Raw genomic sequence first — 20545 nt, 5'->3', positions numbered from 1 at the left:
GCCGCGGCGCCGGCGCGGGGGACGCGCGGCCGTGGTGGTCGTCGTGGTGCTGGTGCTGCTCGTGGTCGCGGCAGTGGTGGGCGACTCGCTCGCCCGCCGCGCCGTCGCGGACCGCGCCGCCGCGAGCCTCCGCGAGGCGCTCGCACTGCCCGCGGACCGGGCGGTGGACGTCGACGTCGCCGGCTGGGCCGTTCTCCCGCAGCTCGTCTCGGGGCGGCTGGACCGGCTCGACCTGCGCAGCTCGGACGTGACGTTCGGCGAGCTCGACGGCGACGTCGCCGCGACCCTGATCGGGGTGCCGGTGAGCGGCGTCGGAGCTGTCGAGTCGGGCAGCACGACGGTCGCGATCGACGCGGCCTCGGTCTCGCGGCTCGTCACCGAGCGCAGCACCGTTCCTGTCGACGAGGTGACGCTGGACGCTCCGCTCGTGCGCGTGACCGCTTCCGTCGAGGTGCTGGGCCTCCGGCTCGGCGCGGGCGTGGGGATGGAGCTCGCCGCCGTGGACGGCGCCATCCGGCTGACCCCGGCCGAGGTCTCCGCCGCCGGTGCGACCTTCTCGGCGACCGACTTCCGCGACCGCTTCGGCGCCGTCTCCGGCGACCTGCTCGCTCCGTCGTCCGTGTGCATCGCGGACTCGGTACCGCGCGGACTGACGCTGACCGGGGTCGAGGTCGCCGACGAGTCGCTGAACGCGAGCTTCGCGCTCTCTCCGACGTTCCTCAGCGACCCCGCGGAGCAGGAACCGGGCACCTGCGCCTGAGCCCGCGCGGCGCCGCCGCCCCGGACCGGTAGGATCGGAGCCCTGTGCCGGCGTCTTCCGCGGGCCGAACACTGACATCGCTGGCTTCAGGGGTCAATCCGGACCCGCTCGCCCCGCAGTGACGCTCCCACTCTCTCCTGTGAGGTCTCACCCGTGGACACCGTCGACGCCCGCGCCCGCGCCCCCCGGCATCCGCTCGCGCCTGAGTGGCTGCACACGCCCGCCGACCCGAACGCCCTGGCCGACGGCGTGTGGCCGGACAGCGCCGAGCGCGGCGAGGACGGCGGGATCCGGATCGCCGGAGTGCCCGTCGCCGAGCTGGTGCGCGAGCACGGCACTCCTCTCTACGTGGTGGACGAGGCCGACGCCCGCCGCCGAGCCGTGGAGATGCGCGAGGTCTTCGCTCGCGAGCTCGGCCGCATCGGCACCGGCGTCACGGTCTACTACGCGGGCAAGGCGTTCCTCTCGACCGAGGTCGCCCGCTGGATGCGCGACGAGGGCCTGAACCTCGACCTCTCCAGCGGCGGCGAAATGGCGGTGGCGCTCGCCGCCGGGATCGAGCCCGAGCGCTTCGGCCTCCACGGCAACAACAAGTCGCTCCGCGAGATCGACCGGGCCGTCGAGGTGGGCGCGGGCACGATCGTGCTCGACAGCCTCGTCGAGATCGAGCGCGTCGCAGCCGCGGCCGAGCGGCAGGGCCGCGTGCAGGCGGTGCGCCTCCGGGTCAACAGCGGAGTGCACGCGCACACCCACGAGTTCCTCGCCACGGCGCATGAGGACCAGAAGTTCGGCCTCGCACTCGCCGACTGCCCGGCCGCGGTCGCCCGCATCCGCTCCTTCTCCTCCCTGCGGTTCCTCGGGCTGCACTGCCACATCGGATCCCAGATCTTCGGCTCCGCCGGGTTCGCGGAGTCGGCGTCGCGCCTGCTCGACGTCCACGCGGCTCTGCTCGCGGACGGCCCCGTGCCGGAGCTCAACCTCGGCGGCGGCTTCGGCATCGCCTACACCAGCGCCGATGACCCGACGCCGATCGCCGAGATCGCGGCCGCCGTCGCCGACGCGGTGGCCGAGCAGTGCGCCGCCCGCGGCGTCCCGGTGCCGCACATCGCGATCGAGCCCGGCCGCTCGCTGATCGGGCCCGCCGGCGTCACCCTCTACGAGGTGGGCACCGTGAAGGACGTGACGGTCGGCTCCGAGAGCTCGACCGCGGTCCGCCGCTACGTCAGCGTCGACGGCGGCATGAGCGACAACGCCCGTCCGGCGCTCTACGGCGCCGACTACACGGCGCGGATCGCCGACCGCTCCTCCTCGGCCGAGCCCGCCCTCGTGCGGGTGGCCGGGAAGCACTGCGAGTCGGGCGACATCGTCGTCCACGACGACTTCCTGCCCGCGGACGTGCGGCCGGGCGACCTGCTCGCCGTCGCCGCGACCGGCGCCTACTGCTGGTCGCTCGCCAGCAACTACAACTACCTCGGGCGCCCCCCGGTGGTCGCCGTCCGCGACGGGCGCTCGCGCGTCCTCGTGCGCGGCGAGACCGAGGAGGACCTCCTCCGCCGCGACGCCGGCATCGAACGAAAGGCCACCTCCCGATGATCGAGTACCGCAGCCTCCGCGTCGCCCTGCTGGGTGCCGGGTCCGTCGGTGCCCAGGTGGCGCGCCTCCTGCTCGACCACGGCGACGAGCTCGCCCAGCGCGTGGGGGCGCCGCTGGAGCTCGTGGGCGTGGCCGTCAGGGACGTGGACGCGCCCCGCACCGCCGACATCCCGAAGCACCTCCTGACCACCGACGCCGAGTCGCTGATCCTGGGCGCCGACATCGTGGTCGAGCTGATCGGCGGGCTCGAGCCCGCCCGCAGCCACATCCTCACGGCGATCTCGTCGGGCGCGGACGTGATCACGGCCAACAAGGCGCTGCTCGCCGCCCACGGCAACGAGCTCTTCGAGGCCGCCGACCAGGTGGGCGCCCAGCTCAACTACGAGGCGGCCGTCGCCGGCGCGATCCCGATCATCCGGCCGCTGCGCGACAGCCTCGCCGGCGACCGGGTCCACCGCATCCTCGGCATCGTCAACGGCACGACCAACTACATCCTCGACCGGATGGACACCGAGCACGCGAGCCTCGAGGACGCGCTCGCCCGCGCGACCGAGCTCGGCTACGCCGAGTCCGACCCGACCGCCGACATCGAGGGCTACGACGCGGCGCAGAAGGCGGCGATCCTCGCCCGCCTCGCGTTCCACACCGACGTCCCGGTCGCCCTGGTGCACCGCGAGGGCATCACCGGCATCACGAAGGCGCAGGTCGACCAGGCCCGCGACTCCGGCTACGTGATCAAGCTGCTCGCGATCTGCGAGCGGCTGACCGACGCCAAGACCGGCGTGGAGGGCGTGTCCGCGCGGGTCTACCCCGCGCTCGTGCACCGCTCCCACCCGCTCGCGGCCGTGCACGGGGCCAACAACGCGGTCTTCGTCGAGGCGGAGGCGGCCGGCGACCTGATGTTCTACGGCGCCGGCGCCGGCGGGATCGAGACGGCCTCCGCCGTCCTCGGCGACGTCGTCTCGGCCGCCCGCCGCCACGTCGTCGGCGGCCCCGGCCTGGTGACCAGCGCGAGCTCCGGGCTCGCGGTCCTCCCGATCGGCCACGTCACGACCCGGTACCAGGTCACCCTCGAGGTGCTCGACCGCCCCGGCGTGCTCGCGCAGATCGCGGGCGTCTTCGCCGATCACGGCGTCTCGGTCGAGACCCTGGTGCAGACCCCGCCCGGCGCCGACCCGCTGGAGGAGCAGGGCGGTGCGGAGGGGCGCGAGCCGACCGCTACCCTGGTCATCGGCACGCACGCCGCGGCGGAATCCGATCTGGCGGCCACCGTCACCGCCCTCCATTCGCATGGTTTCGTCGGCGCCGTGACGTCCGTTCTACGAGTTGAAGGAGCCTGAGATGGCCAAGCAGTGGCGCGGAGTCCTGCACGAGTACGCGGACCGCCTCGATGTCACCGAGGCGACCCCGGTCATCACTCTCGGCGAGGGCGGCACGCCGCTCATCCCCGCGGCGGCCCTCTCGGCACGCACGGGCGCGAAGGTGTGGGTCAAGTACGAGGGCATGAACCCGACCGGCTCCTTCAAGGACCGCGGCATGACCATGGCGATCTCGAAGGCCGTCGAGCACGGCGCGAAGGCCGTCATCTGCGCTTCGACCGGCAACACCTCCGCGTCGGCCGCCGCCTACGCGACGCACGCCGGCATCACCGCGGCCGTCCTGGTGCCGGAGGGCAAGATCGCCCTGGGCAAGCTCAGCCAGGCAATCGCGCACAACGCGCAGCTGCTGCAGGTGCAGGGCAACTTCGACGACTGCCTCGACATCGCCCGCGACCTCGCGAAGAACTACCCGGTCCACCTGGTCAACTCGGTGAACCCGGACCGCATCGCCGGCCAGAAGACCGCGGCCTTCGAGGTCGTCGAGGTGCTGGGCGATGCTCCGGACTTCCACATCGTCCCGGTCGGCAACGCGGGCAACTACACCGCCTACTTCCGCGGCTACTCGGAGGAGCTGGAGCGCGGCGAGTCGACCCGCCTCCCGCGCATGTTCGGCTTCCAGGCCGAGGGCTCCGCTCCGATCGTGCACGGCGCCCCGGTCCGCCACCCCGAGACGATCGCCAGCGCGATCCGGATCGGCAACCCGGCCTCGTGGGAGCTCGCCCTCAACGCGCGCACCGTCAGCGACGGCTACTTCGGCGCGATCAGCGACGAGAAGATCCTCGAGGCGTACCGCATCCTCGCGGGCGAGGTCGGCGTCTTCGTCGAGCCGGCGTCGGCGATCAGCGTCGCGGGGCTCCTCGAGCGCGCCGAGGCCGGAGCGATCCCGAAGGACGCGACCGTCGTCCTGACGGTCACCGGCCACGGGCTCAAGGACCCGCAGTGGGCGCTCCGCACGGCCGACGGCGCGGACATCACGCCGACCGTCGTCCCGGTCGACACCGCCGCGATCGCGGACGTGCTGGGGCTGGCCGGCGCATGACCTCGGCGGTTCCCGTCGGCCGCACCGTCCACGTCAAGGTCCCCGCCACCTCGGCGAACCTGGGCCCCGGCTTCGACACGCTCGGCCTGGCGCTCTCGTTCTACGACGAGCTCGACGTGACGGCCGTCGCGGCCACGGGTGCGCGGGTCACCGTGCACGGGGTCGGCGAGGGCGAGGTGGCGACCGACGAGACGAACCTCGTCGTGCAGGCCATCGCGTACACGTTCGCCGACCAGCGGCAGGAGATGCCCGGCATCGAGGTGATCGCGCGCAACATCATCCCGCACGGCCGCGGGATGGGCTCGTCCGGCGCCGCGATCGTCTCCGGCATCATGGCCGCGAAGGGCCTGCTCGAGGGCGTCGTCGAGCTCGACTCGGACGACCTCCTCCGCATCGCCACCGAGATGGAGGGGCACCCCGACAACGTGGCGCCCGCACTGTTCGGCGGCCTCACCATCGCCTGGGTCGAGCCGCACGCCTCCGGCGCCGACGACTCGCCGCTGCGCCCGCGCTCCAAGAAGCTCATGGTCCACCGCGGCGTGTCCCCGGTCGTCTTCGTGCCCGAGCACACCATGTCGACGCGGCTGGCCCGCTCGCTGCAGCCGCAGAGCGTGCCGCACGAGGACGCGGTGTTCAACGTCTCGCGCTCCTCGCTCCTGATCGCCGCCCTCATCCAGAGCCCGGAGCTGCTGTTCGCGGCGACCGAGGACAAGCTGCACCAGAACTACCGCGCGGCTGCCATGCCCGAGACCTCAGCGCTGATCGCGCTGCTGCGCTCGAACGGCTACGCCGCCGTCGTCTCGGGTGCCGGACCGAGCGTCCTGGTGCTCTGCAGCGACCCCGCGCAGCGCCTCGCCGCCGCGGATCTGGTGGAGCGGGAGGCCCCCACGCCGTGGCGCGCGCACATGCTGGCCGTCGACTTCAAGGGTGCTACAGTGGGGACCGCATCCCGAGGAACCGCGTAACGAGCGGAATCTGTCCGACGGATCGTCCCGACAACCACGGCCATCACATCGTGTGAAGGGCGCCCCTGCTCCTCTTGCAGACCGGCGCCTGGTCTCCGGGCCCTCTCCTCGCTCTCTGCGGCAGTCGGTCCCGGCGGCCGAGAGCATCGCGTGGATCAGAACACGCGATGGCACCGCACGGTCGATGAGCTCTCCCGGTGAGCACTCGTTCCCGGGGGGAAGGAACCCTCTCCAGTGACAGACGTCAACACCCACGGCTCGACCGTGGACCTCACCGCCGACCTCTCCGGTCTGCGCGTCGCCGAGCTCCAGGCTCTCGCGACGCGGCTCGGCCTCGGCGGCGCCTCCAAGCTCCGCAAGGGCGAGCTGGTCCAGGCCATCTCGGACCTGCGCGCCGCCTCCGCCGAGGACGCGCCCGCCGCGATCGCCGACGCGGTCGCTCCGGACGACGCAGCGGTCGCCCCGGACGTCGACGCCACCGGCGTCGAGGCCGAGCCGGCCGATGTGGCCGAGCAGTCCGCTCCGCAGCCCGAGGTGCCGGCGGAGCTGCCGACGCCCGTCGAGAGCACCGAGGCCGACACGGCCGACGTCCTCGAGCAGGCCGCGCCCACCGTCGACGAGCCCTCCGCGACGGCCGCCGAATCGGCCCCCGTCGAGCTCGAGCTCCCCGCGGCGGCCGAGCCGGTCGCCGAGCCCGCCGAGCGAGCGCCCCGCCGACGCAGCTCGCGCCGCGCCTCCAGCGGCACCGTCGCCGCCGGCGAGCACCTCAACATCCCCGGCGGGACCGGCGTCGAGTCGCTGATCCCCGACCTCCCCGTCATCGAGCAGGACCGCGACGCCGACCAGGCCGCGAAGCCCGTCATCGACATCGAGCTGCCCAACGGGCCGGAGTCGGACGACTCCTCCCGCGAGGGCGGCCAGCGCGAGCGCCGCGGACGCCGCCGCAGCCGCGGGGGCGCCTCCGAGCAGAGCGAGCAGGCCGAGCAGGCGCCCGCCGAGAACGACGCCGACTCTTCCGACTCCGGCGACCAGCAGGAGCAGCAGGGCGGCGACCAGCAGCAGAACGGCGACCAGCAGGGCACCGGCCGCGGTCGCAACCGCCGCAACCGGAACCGCAACCGCGGGGACGACCGCCAGAACGATGCTCAGCAGAGCCCCGCCGCGCAGTCCCAGCCGCAGAACGGTCAGGGCGCGCGCGCCGCGCAGTCCGAGGGCCAGCAGGCTCCTCAGCAGAACGGCTCCGGACAGCCCCAGAACGGCCAGCAGGCCGAGGGCGAGGACGGCCGCCGCAGCCGCTACCGCGACCGCAAGCGCCGCGGCGGAGCGATCGGCGACGACTTCGAGCCCGAGATCGGCGAGGACGACGTCCTCATCCCGGTCGCCGGCATCCTCGACGTCCTCGACAACTACGCCTTCGTGCGCACCACCGGGTACCTGCCCGGCGTCAGCGACGTCTACGTCTCCCTCGGACAGGTCAAGAAGTACAACCTGCGCAAGGGCGACGCGGTCGTCGGCGCCATCCGCCAGCCCCGCGAGGGCGAGGGCGGCGGCCGCCAGAAGTACAACGCGATCGTCCGCGTCGACTCGATCAACGGCCAGACCGTCGAGGAGGCCGCTGCGCGCGTCGAGTTCCAGAAGCTCACGCCGCTCTACCCGACCGAGCGCCTGCGCCTCGAGACGGAGCCCGGCAAGCTGACCCAGCGGATCATCGACCTGGTCGCCCCGATCGGCAAGGGACAGCGCGGCCTGATCGTCGCGCCGCCCAAGGCCGGCAAGACCATCGTCCTGCAGCAGATCGCCAACGCGATCGTGCAGAACAACCCCGAGGTCCACCTGATGGTCGTCCTGGTCGACGAGCGTCCGGAGGAGGTCACCGACATGCAGCGCACCGTGCGCGGCGAGGTCGTCGCCTCCACCTTCGACCGCCCGGCCGAGGACCACACGACCGTCGCCGAGCTCGCGATCGAGCGCGCGAAGCGCCTGGTCGAGCTGGGCCACGACGTGGTCGTGCTGCTCGACTCCATCACCCGTCTCGGCCGCGCCTACAACGTGACCGCTCCTCCCTCGGGCCGTGTGCTCTCGGGCGGTGTGGACGCGTCGGCGCTGTACCCGCCGAAGAAGTTCTTCGGAGCGGCGCGCAACATCGAGAACGGCGGCTCGCTCACCATCCTCGCGACGGCGCTCATCGAGACCGGCTCGAAGATGGACGAGGTGATCTTCGAGGAGTTCAAGGGCACCGGCAACATGGAGCTCCGCCTCTCCCGTCACCTCGCCGACAAGCGGATCTTCCCCGCCGTCGACGTGAACGCCTCCGGCACGCGCCGCGAGGAGATGCTGCTCAGCGCCGACGAGGTCAAGATCACCTGGAAGCTGCGCCGCGCCCTCGCCGGGCTCGACCAGCAGCAGGCGCTCGAGATCATCCTGTCGCGCCTGAAGGAGACCTCGTCCAACGTCGAGTTCCTCATGCAGGTCTCGAAGTCGGCCGTCGGCCCGGCCACCGCCGGCCACGGCAACGGCCACCACTAGCGCCCCGACGTCCGCGGTCGCCCCTGTCACCGGGGGCGGCCGCGGACGTTTTCGCGTCCCCGGGCGATGAGCCCGACCCCGACCACCTCCGGAAGCCAGGACCCCATGTTCGAATCCGTCAGCGTCCTCCTCGCCGAGCACGAGGACCTGCAGACGCAGCTCTCCGACCCGGCCCTCCACGCCGATGCCGCCCGCGCGAAGAAGGTCAACCGGCGCTACGCGGAGCTGAGCCAGATCAAGGCGGCCCACTCCGCCTGGATCCAGGCCGGCGAGGACCTCGAGGCCGCGCGCGAGCTCGCCCGCGAGGACGAGGCCTTCGCGGAGGAGGTCCCCGAGCTGGAGGAGTCGCTGCGGGTGGCGCAGGAGAAGCTGCGGCGCCTGCTCATCCCGCGCGACCCCGACGACGGCCGCGACGTCATCATGGAGATCAAGGGCGGCGAGGGCGGAGCCGAGAGCGCGCTGTTCGCGGCCGACCTCCTCCGGATGTACCTGCACTACGCCGAGGCGAAGGGCTGGAAGACGGAGATCCTCGACCGCGACGAGTCCGACCTCGGCGGCTACAAGAACGTGCAGGTCGCGATCAAGAGCAACGCCACCGATCCCTCGCAGGGCGTGTGGGCGCACCTCAAGTACGAGGGCGGCGTGCACCGGGTGCAGCGCGTCCCCGTGACCGAGTCGCAGGGGCGGATCCACACCTCGACCACGGGCGTGCTCGTGTTCCCCGAGGTGGACGCGCCCGAGGAGGTCGCGATCAATCAGAACGACCTGAAGATCGACGTCTACCGCTCCTCCGGTCCCGGCGGGCAGTCCGTCAACACGACCGACTCCGCCGTGCGGATCACCCACCTCCCGACCGGCATCGTCGTGTCGATGCAGAACGAGAAGAGCCAGCTGCAGAACCGTGAAGCGGGCATGCGCGTGCTGCGCGCTCGCATCCTGGCCCGCCAGCAGGAGGAGATCGCCGCGGCGGCCTCGGACGCGCGCAAGACGCAGATCCGCACGATGGACCGCTCCGAGCGCATCCGGACCTACAACTTCCCCGAGAACCGCATCGCCGACCACCGCACCGGCTACAAGGCGTACAACCTCGACGGCGTGATGAACGGCGCGCTCGACCCGGTGGTGGAGAGCGCCATCCAGGCCGACGAGGAGGCCCGCCTGGCCGACATCGGCTCCGAGGAGGCGTGACCCTCGTGACCACCGGCGTCGACGCGCGCACCCTCCTCGCGGACGCGGTCGCCCGCCTCGCCGCCGCCCGCGTCCCCACGCCGGACGTCGATGCGGAGCTGCTTCTCGGGCACCTGCTCGGGCTCGGCCGCGGCCGGCTGCAGGCGCGCCTCATCACGGGGCTGACTGTCGACGAGGAGCACGCCGCGGCGTTCGCGAGCGCGATCGAGCGCCGGTCGGCTCGCGAGCCGCTGCAGCACATCACCGGGATCGCGCCGTTCCGCTCGCTCGAGCTCGCGGTCGGACCCGGCGTGTTCGTCCCGCGACCCGAGACCGAGGGCGTCGCGCAGATCGCGATCGACGCGCTCCGTGCGGTCGTCGACCCGGAGCCGATCGCCGTCGACCTCGGCACGGGCAGCGGAGCCCTGGCGCTCGCGCTCGCGCACGAGGTGCCGCACGCGCGAGTGATCGGCGTGGAGAACGCTCCCGAGGCGTTCATCTGGGCCCGCGGCAACCGCGAGCGGCTCGGGCTCGAGAACGCCCGCATCGTCTTCGACGACCTCGCCCGGGCGCTTCCCGAGCTGGACGGCACCGTCTCCGTCGTCGTCTCCAACCCGCCCTACATCCCGGCCGCCGCCGTCCCGCGCGACCCGGAGGTGCGCCTGTTCGACCCGCCCTCGGCGCTCTACGGCGGCGAGGACGGCCTGGACGTCGTCCGCTCGCTCTCGGCGACCGCCCTCCGCCTGCTCCGCTCCGGGGGAGTGCTGGTGATGGAGCACGGCGAGCTGCAGGGCGCCGAGATCCGCGCCCTGCTCACCGCCGACGGCTGGCGCGGAGCGACCACGCAGCGCGACCTCACCGGCCGCGACCGCGCGACGGTGGCGGTGCGCTGACGCGTCGCGGAGCTCCGGCCTGGCCGCCCGAGCCGTCCGATCTCAGTCGTCGAAGGTGATGTCGAGGTAGGGGGTGGTGGTGGATTCGCGGGTCTCGATTCGGACGACGCTGCCTGCTGTTCCCGGGGGGAGGTGGGCTTGGTCGATGCCGAGGGAGAGGGTGGGGGTGGAGGCTGCGGCTTTGGCGGCGAGGGCGTCGGTGAGGTCGGTGGTGCGGGTGGTCTTGGTGGTGTCGACGAGGGTGCTGCCGAGGATGGGGCCGAGGGCGGGGCGGTTGGTGAAGGTGAGTCCCTTCTCGGTCCAGGTGGTGGGGGTGTCGTGGAAGTCGAGGAGGACGGGGGATCCGTTGTCGGTGATGGCGGCGGTGGTGGTGAGGGTGGCGCCGGTGACGGTGCGGCCCTGGAGGGCGCTGAGGTCGAAGCGGAGGTAGCCGACGCGGGTGTAGCTCTGGTCGGTGGTGGTGGAGGCGCTGGTCTTGACGAGCATTCCGGTGATGGCGCCGTAGTTGGTGCCCGCTGATGCTCCGCCCTGGACGTAGGAGTCGGCGGTCGGGTAGAGACGGACCTTCGTCCTGTCGACCACCGTCACCGGGACGCTCGCCGAGCGGATGACGCCGCCCGATTCGACGAGCACGCCGATCATGGCGGTCCCCGCGGTGCGCCCGGTGACCGAACCCGACCGGTCGACCGAGGCGACGGCGGGATCGGAGGAGCCCCAGGTGAGCCTCACCGAGGACGCGGGGAGCGTCCGCCCGTCCGGCCCGGTACCCGTCGCCGAGGCCGCGGCCGTTGCGCCGGCCTGCACCTCGGACGCGGAGATCGCGGCCGTCGCGAACGAGAGGCTCTTGTCCGGCACGTGCACGTGCGCGTCCTCGGTGAAACTGTAGATCCTGACCTCCCGCAGCGCCGTCCAGACGTCCTTCGTGCCGTCCCCGTGACCGACCAGGCGGACGAACCGGGAATCGGAGGGCATCGCCGCAGCGACGGAGGCCCATCCGCCGGTCCCGAGGTAGGACCCGGAGGTACGAGCGGTCCACGTCCGGCCGTCGGGGGAGCTGAGGAGATCGAACTTCGACAGTCGACTGGAGTTGGCGACCCAGGAGAGATCGAGGCGCTCGACCGCCGTGGCGCGCGCGAGCTGCCACGTGATCGAGTTGTCGCCCCACGTGGACCAGTACGTTCCCTCGGTCCCGTCGAAAGTCACCTCCGGTGACCCCGCCGTCGTCCGGGAGGCGACCGCGCTCTCGATCCGGATCGGCCCCGGTGTGAGGAGGACGCGGTAGGTGGTCGGAGTCCTGCCGGGCTCTGTGATGGTGGTCGAGGCCCAGCCGGGAACGGCGGCGGGCGAGGTCGAGGTGACGACCGATCCGGCCGCGGCCTGCGCGGCGACCACGGGCACCGGGCCGGTCGGGTCGACTGCTGCTGTGTAGGCGACGTCGTCGCCCGCGAAGGACGGGAGGGGGGTGCCGCCCACCGTCACGCCGGTGGCCCGGCTCGTCCCGACCGCATCCAGTGACCACGATGACAGGCCGACGACCGGGGCTGCCGCTGCCACGGGGGCGTCGCCGTGGAGCGGGGAGAACTGCACGGCGATCTGGACGCTGTCGGTCCCGGAGGCCGCGATGGTCAGCTTTCTGTCGGCGAGGTTCGAGCTCTGACCGGCCGGTCGCGGTGAGGTGGCCAGGGGAGCGGCGTCCATGACGGAGAACCGGAAGGAGTCGTCGGTGACGATGCGGGCCAGCATCCGTTGGCCGTCGCGGTAGAGGGTGGCGCTGCGGCCGTCGTCCGAGACGTCGATCAGGGCCTCGGTGTTCATGGACCAGAGCGCCTCGACGGGGCCGTACCGCTCGACCTCGTCCTGAACGAGGAACTGGTCGCGTCCGTCGAAGAGCTTCACGCCCCGCTGCCAGGTGGTGCCGCCCGGGAGAAGGGCGGACAGGTCGCTGACCGCCAGCGACGAGGAGGCGTTGGCGTCCGAGCGGACCATCGTCGACCGCCCGGTCGCGTAGGCGGTCGAGCTTCTGAAGGGGTCGACGAGGAGGGTGCTGTGCGCCTCCTGCCTGTTCCGGTAGTAGGTCCACCGGGACTCGCCCTCGAAGTAGCCGGCGAGGCTGTAGTCGTCCCGTCCGAGGTCGGAGGACCACCTCTCGCCCAGAGCGTCGAGGATGAAGGAGCCGGAGTCCTGGTGCTGGTGCCCGCTCGTGGGGCTGCTGGCCGAGCGGAAGCCGACGGAGGTGCCGTCCGCGTCCCAGGACGATCTCATCGTGCTCACGCCGGCGGCTGCGGAGAAGGAGTCCCTCGACGCCCCGGGGCCGGCCGCGGCGGTCGTGGCGGCTTGGTACCAGATGAGCCGCTGCGCATCGCTGCCGGTCTGCTTGCCGCCGACGGAGAGGAAGTCGGCGTTGTCGAACTTCTTCGCCAGGTACAGCTGCGACGGCGGGTTGAGCTGCGTCGAGTCGCTGTCGCCGAAGTCGTACATCTCCTTCGACGCCCCGAGCATCTGCACGGGGAAGTAGCCCGTCGTGCTGACGCCGGGCGAGGCTGCCAGGCCCCAGTCCGTCCCGGTTGCGACATCGAGTGTGCTCAACGCAGAGGCGAGATACCGCGTCGCGTACTCCCAGTACGTCGGCCCCTCGGCGTACCCGCCGTCGGGCCCGAACTGCGCGAGGCCCCGGCGGAGACTGGGGGTCGCGTAGCCGAGGATCCGATCGGAGAGGCCCGCATTGTCCTGCGCCGTCGCGACTGCACCGGCGATCATCCCTCCGTTCGCCACGATGTTCCAGTTGTTGGTGACGACGGCCCAATTGCCGCCGTGCGCATAGGGGCCGGAGGTGTTCGCCGGCGCGGAGTAGACGGGCACGGACGGCTGGAGGCCGAGCCGTTGGATGGCGGAGCTCAGTGTGCTCCGCTGGGAGGGTGTCCAGCGGGCGTAGAGCCAGTCGTAGCCGATGGCCATCCCCTGCGTCATCTCGGCGGTGTCGAGGAAGTGATCCGGATTCCAATCGGCGAACTTCGATGCCGCGTCGAGATCGAGCCAGAGCCGGTCCGCGTAGGCGGGGGACCCGGTCACCAAATAGCTGATGCCCAGAGTCCGGGCGCGCTGGACGAGGGTCTGCGACGTCTCCAGGATGCGGATGCCGTCCGGAGAGCTCCGCTTCAGAACCGGTTCAGTGAGCATCCGGTCGGCCTCCGCGCGGACGCGGTTCCATACGGCGGTGACGGCGGGATCGGACGACACCGACGCTCGCAGATCGACGACCGACTGCTGGTCGAGCTCGAGCCTCGGGTGCGCCGTCGTGACGTCGGCGGCCGTGGGGCCCGTGCCCGCTGCGGCTGCGCTGCCGGCCGGTGACACCGCGCCGAGAACGGCCAGCAGAGCGATGACCGAGGACACCGCGAACGCCTTGCCGAAGCGGAGGAACCGCCGGCGCGAGGAGGAGGACCGGTCCGGCCGTCGGTGAGAGCGGTCGTGCAGGGGAGTCGCTTCAGGGGCGTCGAGCATGATGGCGCGTCCTCCCGGGATTGCCGATGCGGTGCGCTTGCGACGGTATCCACGGTGAGGAGCGATCGGGCCGGACTGACGAAGCCTCGAGGCCGGTGACCCTCGAAAGGGTAGGAGGAGACGCGGGTCGTCCGCTCCGGGTACGGGCTCAGCGCTTCCGAGCGCGGAGCAGGAAGACGATCTGGACGATGAGGACGGTGAGCTCGGTGACGACCTCGGCGGCCAGACCTCCGGGCGCGCCGAAGGTCCGGGACAGCAGCCAGATGAGCACCGGCCCCGTCGCCGCTCCGACGAGCGCGCTGTTGCGCAGCGCCTTCAGGCGACGGAGAGCGACCAGGCCGAGACCGCCGGTAGCCCGCGACACGCAGGTGATGGCGATGACCCCTCCGCAGAGAGCGGTGATGGGGAGCGGGAGGGTGATCTCCCCGCTGAACAGGATCTGAGCCGCGAAGCCCCCGAAGAAGGCGAAGCCGGTTCCGGCGACGAGCCCGAGGACGGCGTTGGCGCCGACGGCGCGCGCGATGCGGCGGAAGCGGTCGGCATCGGATCCGGGCGCCCCGACCCATGCCTGCAGCGCGTTGGGAAAGGCGGCGAGCAGCGCCAGCACCAGGCGCTGGAGCCGCTCCGCGGCGGAGAAGACGACGAGAGCTCCCGGCGAGGCCGCTCCGACGATCGCCACCGGCAGGGCGATGTAGGCCGCGCTGGCCAGTCGTCCCTGGAGGGCGACGTTCTGCGCGCGGACAGCACGGAGGATCCGGCGCGGGCCCAGAGAGCGCAGGAACCCGAGTCGGCTCCCTGCAGCGGACCAGCCGAGGACCGGAGGCACGATCGTACCGACGGCGAGTAGCAGCGGGTAGACCGCCAGCGGCGCTCCCGCGGCACTGATCAGGAGCACGGTGAGCCCGTTGGCGGCCAGTCTGGGCAGAGCGTCGAAAAGCAGGATGTTCCGCGGCTGGCCTGCGCCGATGAAGAACCACGCCGGCGACAGCGTGCTCAGTGCGATTGCGACGGCGATCCACGCGGCCGCGACCGGATCCGCCGGCGCGAGCAGGCCGGTGACGATCACTACGGGGACGACCAGCGGCAGGAAGACGAGGACTTTCGTCGCCGTGGCCAGAGCATAGGTCTGCGATCGAGCCCGCCGCCCCATCCGGGCGATCCGCTGGGGGCCGTTCAGGCCCCAGCCGAGTTCGACGACGACCGCTGCGGCGGACCCGATGGACTGGGCGACGGCGACGGACGCCCACGCCGTCGCTCCGAAGGAGCTGGTGATGGAGGGGATGACGATCAGCGGGCTCAGGGCGCTGATCAGAGGGATCAGGACGAAACCGAGGAGGCGAAGGATCGGCTTCGAGCGCCGCGGACCGTTCGGAGCGGCTCCCCGCATCTACTTCTCCACGAGACCGTGGAGACCCACGATCATCGCGGCGACGTGGGGTCGGCGGCGGGACAGCTCCGCGACCGAGGCGGCGACTCCGCGCGGATCGCGGGCGCTGAGGGCGCCCCGCAGCATCTGCGTGGCGACGAAGTCTCCGTAGGCGCGGGAGTCCAGGGCGTCGCCGTGGCGGGCGAGCCAGGCGGCACTCGCGCGCCAGTCCGCCGTCTTCGAGATCGAGGCGGCGGAACCCTGCTGGACGTGCACGAGAGCGAGGGGGACGTAGGTCATCCGCGCGTCGGCCGCAGCCCACCGCGCGACGAGGTCCCAGTCCTGGTGCTTCTTCATCGAGGGGTCCCACGGGTGCTCGTCCAGGAGGCGCCTGCTCGCGAGCAGGGAGCTCGTCTGGATGTACCCCGTGCCGTGCTTGAGGCTCGGACGGGCGACGAGATAGGACGCGACGGACTGACCCGCCGCGAGCTCGCGCGTCGGCAGTCGGCGCACGCCGTCGCCCGACTCGTGGAAGTAGGTGGCGGTGTAGCAGAGATCGGCCGAGGACTCGGAGAGCGCCTTCACCTGGCGAGCGAGCTTCTCCGGCTCCCACCAGTCGTCGTCGTCGAGGAACGCGACGTGCGAGGTCTCGGCCGCTCGGGCTCCGGTGCTGCGGGCGTTCGCCCCGCCGGTTCTGCCCGCCGTCACCAGGAGGACCTCGTCCTCGAGAAGACTCCGTACGTGGTTCTCGCGGGAGGGGTCGTCGAGGACGACGACCGTCCGGCCTCCAGCGCCCGTCTGTCCGCGCACCGACTGCAGAGCGCGGGCGAGCGCAGGCCTGCCGAGGGTCGGGACGACGGTGGTCACGTCGCGGGTGGTGAGGCTCATCGGGTCCCCGCTCCGCGGAGCGTGTTGCGGAGGATCAGTCCGGCCAGCGCGAACGGCTCCACGAAGTACCGGGTGCAGAGGCGCCGCGGATCGTGCAGGAACCTCCACGCCCACTCCAGGCCGACCGAGCCGAGCCAGCGCGGACTCAGCTCGACAGCGCCTGCGATGTAGTCGACGGCCCCGCCCACGGTGGCGATGTACGCGTCGGGGAGGTCGTCCCAGTGCTCGTCCAGGAATCGCTCCTGCTTCGGCATCCCGAGGCCGACGATGAGGAGGGTCGGCGCGTGGCTGCGGATCGCGTCGACCACCGACTCCTCGTCCTCCCGTGCGAAGTACCCGGACATCCCGGCGACGTCGTCGACGGCACGCGCCCTGCTCCAGGCGCTGACGGCCGCGGCGTTGATCTCCTCGGTGCCGCCGAGGATGAAGACCCGGCGGCCGGGCGAGCGCGTGTCGGACCAGAGCGCGTGGATCCAATCGGTCGACCCGATGCGCTCCTCGGTCGTGACCCGGCGCTTCAGGGAGGCCAGGGCCAGGACGGGCCACCCGTCGATCACCGCGATGTCGCTGCGCTCGTAGAACCTGCGGAACCAGGCGTGCTTGAGGTGGAGGTAGCTGCTGTGCAGATTGTGGTTGAGGATCAGCGTCGGCCCGGAGGGCTCGCTCGACACGAGGTCGGCGACTCCCGCAGCGGTCATCGGAGTGACCTTCACGGAGAGAAGGGGGACCTGGACGGCTGCCGGTCGTTCATGCACGGTGGGTGCTCTTTCTGATCAGTGCCTTCTGGACAGCGGTGTCGAGAGTGTCGGCTGTTGCTTCGGGGGAGAGAAGAGTGGTGAACCTCGCCTGGAGCGCTGCTCCCAGCTGCTCCTTGTCGGCGGTTCTGATCGCTGCGAGGACGCCGACGGGATCCGACCAGTCGGTGACCGGCAGGAAGGCTCCGGCCGCGAACTCCTCGATCGGCGGGGTCGGCGTCGCCGCCACGGCAGTCCCGAACACGGCCGCGTCCACGAGCTTCGCGGGGAGCTGGTAGAGCGCTGCCGGGCTGCGGATGTCCATGGGGAGGACGAGCACGTCCACGTCCGCGTAGATCTCGGACAGCGGTGTCGTTGGAGGCCGCATGACCCACTGCGCCGCCACATCGGAGGGCGGCGTCCATGACTGGGCGAAGGTGACGATGCCGACGTCCGGATCGGCCCGCAGCAGGGCGTTCAGAGTGTCCGCGCCCTTGTAGCTGCGGACGGTCCCGATGAAGCCCAGAGTCAGACGGCCGTCGGTGAAGGGCCCGCGCGGCCGATCACGCGTCGTCGACACCCGGGTGTGGGGGATGACCGCGGACGCGTCACCGAGATCGAAGCGCTCGGCGTACACCCCGCGGAGTCCCGCGCTCGAGAAGGTGACGAGGCCGGCGTCGCGCGCGATCCTGGCCTGGCTCCGGCGGAGCCGGGACGGAGCCTTCCGGCGCAGCGGATTCGCCTTCGCCCGGTTGAGGAGGGACTCGGATCGGAAGGCCTCCATGATCGAGACGTCGTCGTCGTCGAAATCCGCGACCACGACTGTGTTCGGGATGCGGGAGAGGCGCCGAGCCAGACGCGGCAGGGGGTCCGTCCCCTTCGAGAACCAGACGATGGTCCTCCGCTCCGACGCTGACGCGCGGACGTCCCGCTCGATGCGCGCCAGATCCCTCCGACCGAAAGGAACGACCTCCGCAGGGAACTGTCTCGCTCCGGCCCAGAGCTCCCCGTCCTCGAAGGCGAGAACCCGCACGCGTCCGAGCTCAGCCGCGGTGAGCGCCATGCTCAGCGCACGGCCCAGGGAGTTCGTCTTCGTCGAATCGCCGATGACGAAGGTCTCGGTGTCGATGATCTCAGGCATGTGAGCTCCGATCGGCTGGTCTGGTGCGGTCTGGTCGGGCAAGGGGGAGCGTGCTGTCACCGCGAGGAGCGGGGGAAGGTCCTCACGCGGGTGCGGTCCCCTCCGCGCTGAGGACTCGGCGTCCCCCGCCGCGTCGGAGGCGGTTCCGCTTCGCGGGGCGGAGCCGGGCGGGCGAGCGCGATCAGGTCCGGCGGCAGCGTCAGCGAGATCACGAAGACGCTCACTGAGACGACCCACGTCATCAGGTCGAAGGAGAAGGCCATCGCGAGCATCACGGCGACCTGGGCCCGGCCGAGGCGGTCGGAGCCGATCCACGCGCCCCCCATCGCCAGCACCATGAGGGCGAGCCCGATGCCACCGCTGATCGCGAGCGTCCAGATGAAGTGGTTGTCGATGACCAGGAAGCCGTCCTGCTGCAGCAGGCCCTGCGCGAAGATGCTCAGCTCCGAGAAGAAGCCGCTGCCGATCGCTCCGGTGGGAGAGCCGCGGTGCAGGAGCTGATCCGCGCTCGCCCATCCTTCGAGGCGGTGGCCGAAGGAGTCCGAGGTGGCCGCCTGAGTCGCGACGGCCGAGAGCCCGAAGTCGCCGAGGAAGATCGCGACTCCCGCCCCGATGACGATCAGGACGTTCTTCACCCGCGTCCGGGTGTTGGGAGCGAAGAAGAGGTAGACGACGAAGCCGATGGCCGCTGCGACGAACGCACTGCGCGTCCCCGAGAGGACGAGGCCGGCGACCGCAGCAGCGAGCGAGACGAGCCGGACCGTTCGGGACAGCTTCGACCCGAGAGCGAGGATCAGGAAGAAGCCGAACATCACGATGAGCGAGAAGATGATCGGGTGGCCGGTCGTGCCCTGGATCCGGATCAGGCCGGGGAGGAACGGGTTGTACCGGATGACGGGAAGACCCGCCGTGGTGAGGTTGCGGTAGCCCCAGACCGGCTCGGGCAGGACGGTGAGCTCGGCGATGCCGACGGCGACCTGCACGAGGACGGTGAGCGCCGTCCAGCGCAGCAGCGGCACCAGGTCCTGCTCGCCGAGGCGGGACACGACGGGGAACAGCAGCAGCGGCACCGCGATGAGGGCGAGGACGGTCGCCGGGGAGCTCGAGGAGATCAGGAGGCTCACCCCGGTCGTCCAGACGAACCAGGCGAGCAGGAGGAGCCGCGTGCGCTTCCTCGGCCGCGTCCGCTCGCCGAACGCCCAGGCCAGGATCAGGAACACCGCAGCGACGCCCGTCGAGGCGTAGCGGACGGCGTCCGGAGCGGAGGTGCTCGCGCCGATGCCGAGGACGAAGATCGAGAGGCCGACGGCGTAGCCGCGGAGGCCGACGGCGCGCCGCGGGAAGGTGACGACCAGGAACAGCAGAGCGAGGGCGGCGGCGACGATCAGCATGCGGCACGCCCCGTCCCCCGGAGTCCGGCGGCGCGCGGATTCCGGTGACGGAGGCAGGGCGATCCGGCCGAGGCCACTGGTCCCCGGTTCCGCGCAGCGGCCGACCTCGAGTACGGTCCGGTCACGCTGTCCGCACCGCGTACTTCTCCTCGGTGGCGGCCTTTGCGGGGCGCCACCAGTCCTCGTTGGCGCGGTACCAGTCGATGGTGGCGGCGAGTCCGGCGTCGAAGTCGGTGTAGCGGGGGCGCCAGTCGAGCTCGGTGCGCAGGCGGGTGGAGTCGATGGCGTAGCGGAGGTCGTGTCCGGCGCGGTCGGTGACGTGGTCGAAGGCGTCCTCGGGTTGTCCGAAGGCGGTGAGGATGCGGGTGACGACGTCGAGGTTGCTCTTCTCGCCGTCGGCGCCGATGAGGTAGGTCTCGCCGATCTCGCCGCGGTCGATGATGGCCCAGACGCCGGTGTTGTGGTCGTCGACGTGGATCCAGTCGCGGACGTTGGCGCCGGTGCCGTAGAGCTTGGGGCGGATGCCGTCGATGGCGTTGGTGATCTGGCGGGGGATGAACTTCTCGACGTGCTGGTAGGGGCCGTAGTTGTTGGAGCAGTTGGAGATCGTGGCGCGCACGCCGAAGGAGCGCACCCAGGCGCGCACGAGGAGGTCGCTGGCGGCCTTGGTCGAGGAGTAGGGGCTGGAGGGGTTGTAGGGGGTGTGCTCGGTGAAGCGCGCGAGGTCCTCGAGCTCGAGGTCGCCGTACACCTCGTCCGTCGAGATGTGGTGGTACCGCACGTCGTGCCGGCGCACCGCCTCGAGCAGGGCGGCGGTCCCGAGGATGTTCGTCGCCAGAAACGGCGCCGGATCCTCCAGGGAGTTGTCGTTGTGCGACTCCGCGGCGAAATGCACCACCAGATCCGACTCCCGGACCAGCCGGTCGACGAGCGGGGCGTCGGCGACGTCGCCCTCGACGAAGGTGATCCGGTCCGACACCGGCGCTACCGAGCGGAGGTCGCCGGCGTAGGTGAGCTTGTCGAGCACGGTGATCCGGACGTCGGGGCGCTCGCGCAGGGTGAGGTGGACGAAGTTGCTGCCGATGAAGCCGGCACCGCCGGTGACGAGGATCCGCACGAGTGCTCCTACTGGTTCGAGGAAGGGACGAAAGGCGTCGGACGCCCGGGTCGCGATCGACGACACGGGCGGACTCCGGTGGGCG

At 71.7% G+C, this 20545-nt stretch carries 15 protein-coding genes; 8 read left to right on the top strand and 7 right to left on the bottom strand.

Annotated elements, in window-relative coordinates:
* The first annotated feature begins 31 nt into the window (after positions 1-31).
* The 8 genes from C5C63_RS00720 to prmC all read left to right on the top strand — a co-directional run bounded on the left by C5C63_RS00720 (position 32) and on the right by prmC (position 10322).
* Positions 32-760 (top strand): LmeA family phospholipid-binding protein, encoded by a 729-nt coding sequence (locus C5C63_RS00720; protein ID WP_104262485.1) that lies wholly within the window; start codon positions 32-34, stop codon positions 758-760.
* Between the two features lie 153 nt (positions 761-913).
* Positions 914-2353: a diaminopimelate decarboxylase gene (lysA, locus tag C5C63_RS00715; protein ID WP_104325325.1), complete on the top strand. Its 1440-nt coding sequence runs from the start codon at positions 914-916 to the stop codon at positions 2351-2353.
* Entirely contained in the window at positions 2350-3693 is a 1344-nt protein-coding gene (locus tag C5C63_RS00710) for a homoserine dehydrogenase (protein WP_104232726.1), read from the top strand. The genes lysA and C5C63_RS00710 overlap by 4 nt, the downstream gene beginning before the upstream one ends.
* 1 nt (position 3694) lies before the next feature.
* Positions 3695-4771 (top strand): threonine synthase, encoded by a 1077-nt coding sequence (gene thrC, locus C5C63_RS00705; RefSeq protein ID WP_104223003.1) that lies wholly within the window; start codon positions 3695-3697, stop codon positions 4769-4771.
* Complete coding sequence (gene thrB / locus C5C63_RS00700; protein ID WP_104225562.1) at positions 4768-5736, top strand: homoserine kinase; 969 nt, start codon at positions 4768-4770, stop codon at positions 5734-5736. Before thrC ends, thrB begins: the two co-directional genes overlap by 4 nt.
* Positions 5737-5970: 234 nt before the next feature.
* Positions 5971-8262, top strand: a complete 2292-nt coding sequence (gene rho, locus C5C63_RS00695; RefSeq protein ID WP_104325324.1) for a transcription termination factor Rho — start codon at positions 5971-5973, stop codon at positions 8260-8262.
* A gap of 105 nt (positions 8263-8367) precedes the next feature.
* Complete coding sequence (gene prfA / locus C5C63_RS00690; RefSeq protein ID WP_104232724.1) at positions 8368-9450, top strand: peptide chain release factor 1; 1083 nt, start codon at positions 8368-8370, stop codon at positions 9448-9450.
* Positions 9447-10322, top strand: coding sequence for a peptide chain release factor N(5)-glutamine methyltransferase (prmC, locus tag C5C63_RS00685; protein ID WP_104266954.1), 876 nt, complete (start codon positions 9447-9449; stop codon positions 10320-10322). Before prfA ends, prmC begins: the two co-directional genes overlap by 4 nt.
* A gap of 42 nt (positions 10323-10364) precedes the next feature.
* On the opposite strand, the gene C5C63_RS00680 is transcribed toward prmC, so the two are convergent.
* The 7 genes from C5C63_RS00680 to rfbB all read right to left on the bottom strand — a co-directional run bounded on the left by C5C63_RS00680 (position 10365) and on the right by rfbB (position 20460).
* Positions 10365-13823 carry a DNRLRE domain-containing protein gene (locus tag C5C63_RS00680; RefSeq protein ID WP_104232722.1) on the bottom strand — a complete coding sequence of 1153 codons (3459 nt, stop codon included), beginning with the start codon at positions 13821-13823 and terminating at the stop codon, positions 10365-10367.
* A 148-nt stretch (positions 13824-13971) separates the two neighbouring features.
* Positions 13972-15210, bottom strand: a complete 1239-nt coding sequence (locus C5C63_RS00675) for a hypothetical protein (RefSeq protein WP_104232721.1) — start codon at positions 15208-15210, stop codon at positions 13972-13974.
* Entirely contained in the window at positions 15211-16077 is an 867-nt protein-coding gene (locus C5C63_RS00670) for a glycosyltransferase family 2 protein (RefSeq protein WP_104232720.1), read from the bottom strand.
* Entirely contained in the window at positions 16074-16832 is a 759-nt protein-coding gene (locus C5C63_RS00665; RefSeq protein ID WP_146078400.1) for a WecB/TagA/CpsF family glycosyltransferase, read from the bottom strand. The genes C5C63_RS00670 and C5C63_RS00665 overlap by 4 nt, the downstream gene beginning before the upstream one ends.
* Entirely contained in the window at positions 16825-17952 is a 1128-nt protein-coding gene (locus C5C63_RS00660; protein ID WP_104325323.1) for a hypothetical protein, read from the bottom strand. Before C5C63_RS00660 ends, C5C63_RS00665 begins: the two co-directional genes overlap by 8 nt.
* A gap of 56 nt (positions 17953-18008) precedes the next feature.
* Positions 18009-19343 carry an O-antigen ligase gene (locus C5C63_RS00655; RefSeq protein WP_104232717.1) on the bottom strand — a complete coding sequence of 445 codons (1335 nt, stop codon included), beginning with the start codon at positions 19341-19343 and terminating at the stop codon, positions 18009-18011.
* A 121-nt stretch (positions 19344-19464) separates the two neighbouring features.
* Positions 19465-20460: a dTDP-glucose 4,6-dehydratase gene (gene rfbB, locus C5C63_RS00650; protein WP_104232716.1), complete on the bottom strand. Its 996-nt coding sequence runs from the start codon at positions 20458-20460 to the stop codon at positions 19465-19467.
* Positions 20461-20545 lie beyond the last annotated feature (85 nt).

The organism is Rathayibacter sp. AY1B8 (assembly GCF_002932775.1).
GTDB lineage: Bacteria > Actinomycetota > Actinomycetes > Actinomycetales > Microbacteriaceae > Rathayibacter.
The sequence above is the reverse complement of the archived record's forward strand: the minus strand, read 5'-3'. Positions and strand labels throughout refer to the sequence as shown.

Excerpts from the sequence above, each read along its gene's own strand:
- prfA (WP_104232724.1), top strand. The coding sequence starts at position 8,368 with ATGTTCGAATCCGTCAGCGTCCTCCTCGCCGAGCACGAGGACCTGCAG.
- thrC (WP_104223003.1), top strand. The coding sequence starts at position 3,695 with ATGGCCAAGCAGTGGCGCGGAGTCCTGCACGAGTACGCGGACCGCCTC.
- C5C63_RS00675 (WP_104232721.1), bottom strand. The coding sequence starts at position 15,210 with ATGCGGGGAGCCGCTCCGAACGGTCCGCGGCGCTCGAAGCCGATCCTT.
- thrB (WP_104225562.1), top strand. The coding sequence starts at position 4,768 with ATGACCTCGGCGGTTCCCGTCGGCCGCACCGTCCACGTCAAGGTCCCC.
- C5C63_RS00680 (WP_104232722.1), bottom strand. The coding sequence starts at position 13,823 with ATGCTCGACGCCCCTGAAGCGACTCCCCTGCACGACCGCTCTCACCGA.
- C5C63_RS00660 (WP_104325323.1), bottom strand. The coding sequence starts at position 17,952 with ATGCCTGAGATCATCGACACCGAGACCTTCGTCATCGGCGATTCGACG.
- C5C63_RS00655 (WP_104232717.1), bottom strand. The coding sequence starts at position 19,343 with ATGCTGATCGTCGCCGCCGCCCTCGCTCTGCTGTTCCTGGTCGTCACC.
- C5C63_RS00670 (WP_104232720.1), bottom strand. The coding sequence starts at position 16,077 with ATGAGCCTCACCACCCGCGACGTGACCACCGTCGTCCCGACCCTCGGC.
- C5C63_RS00710 (WP_104232726.1), top strand. The coding sequence starts at position 2,350 with ATGATCGAGTACCGCAGCCTCCGCGTCGCCCTGCTGGGTGCCGGGTCC.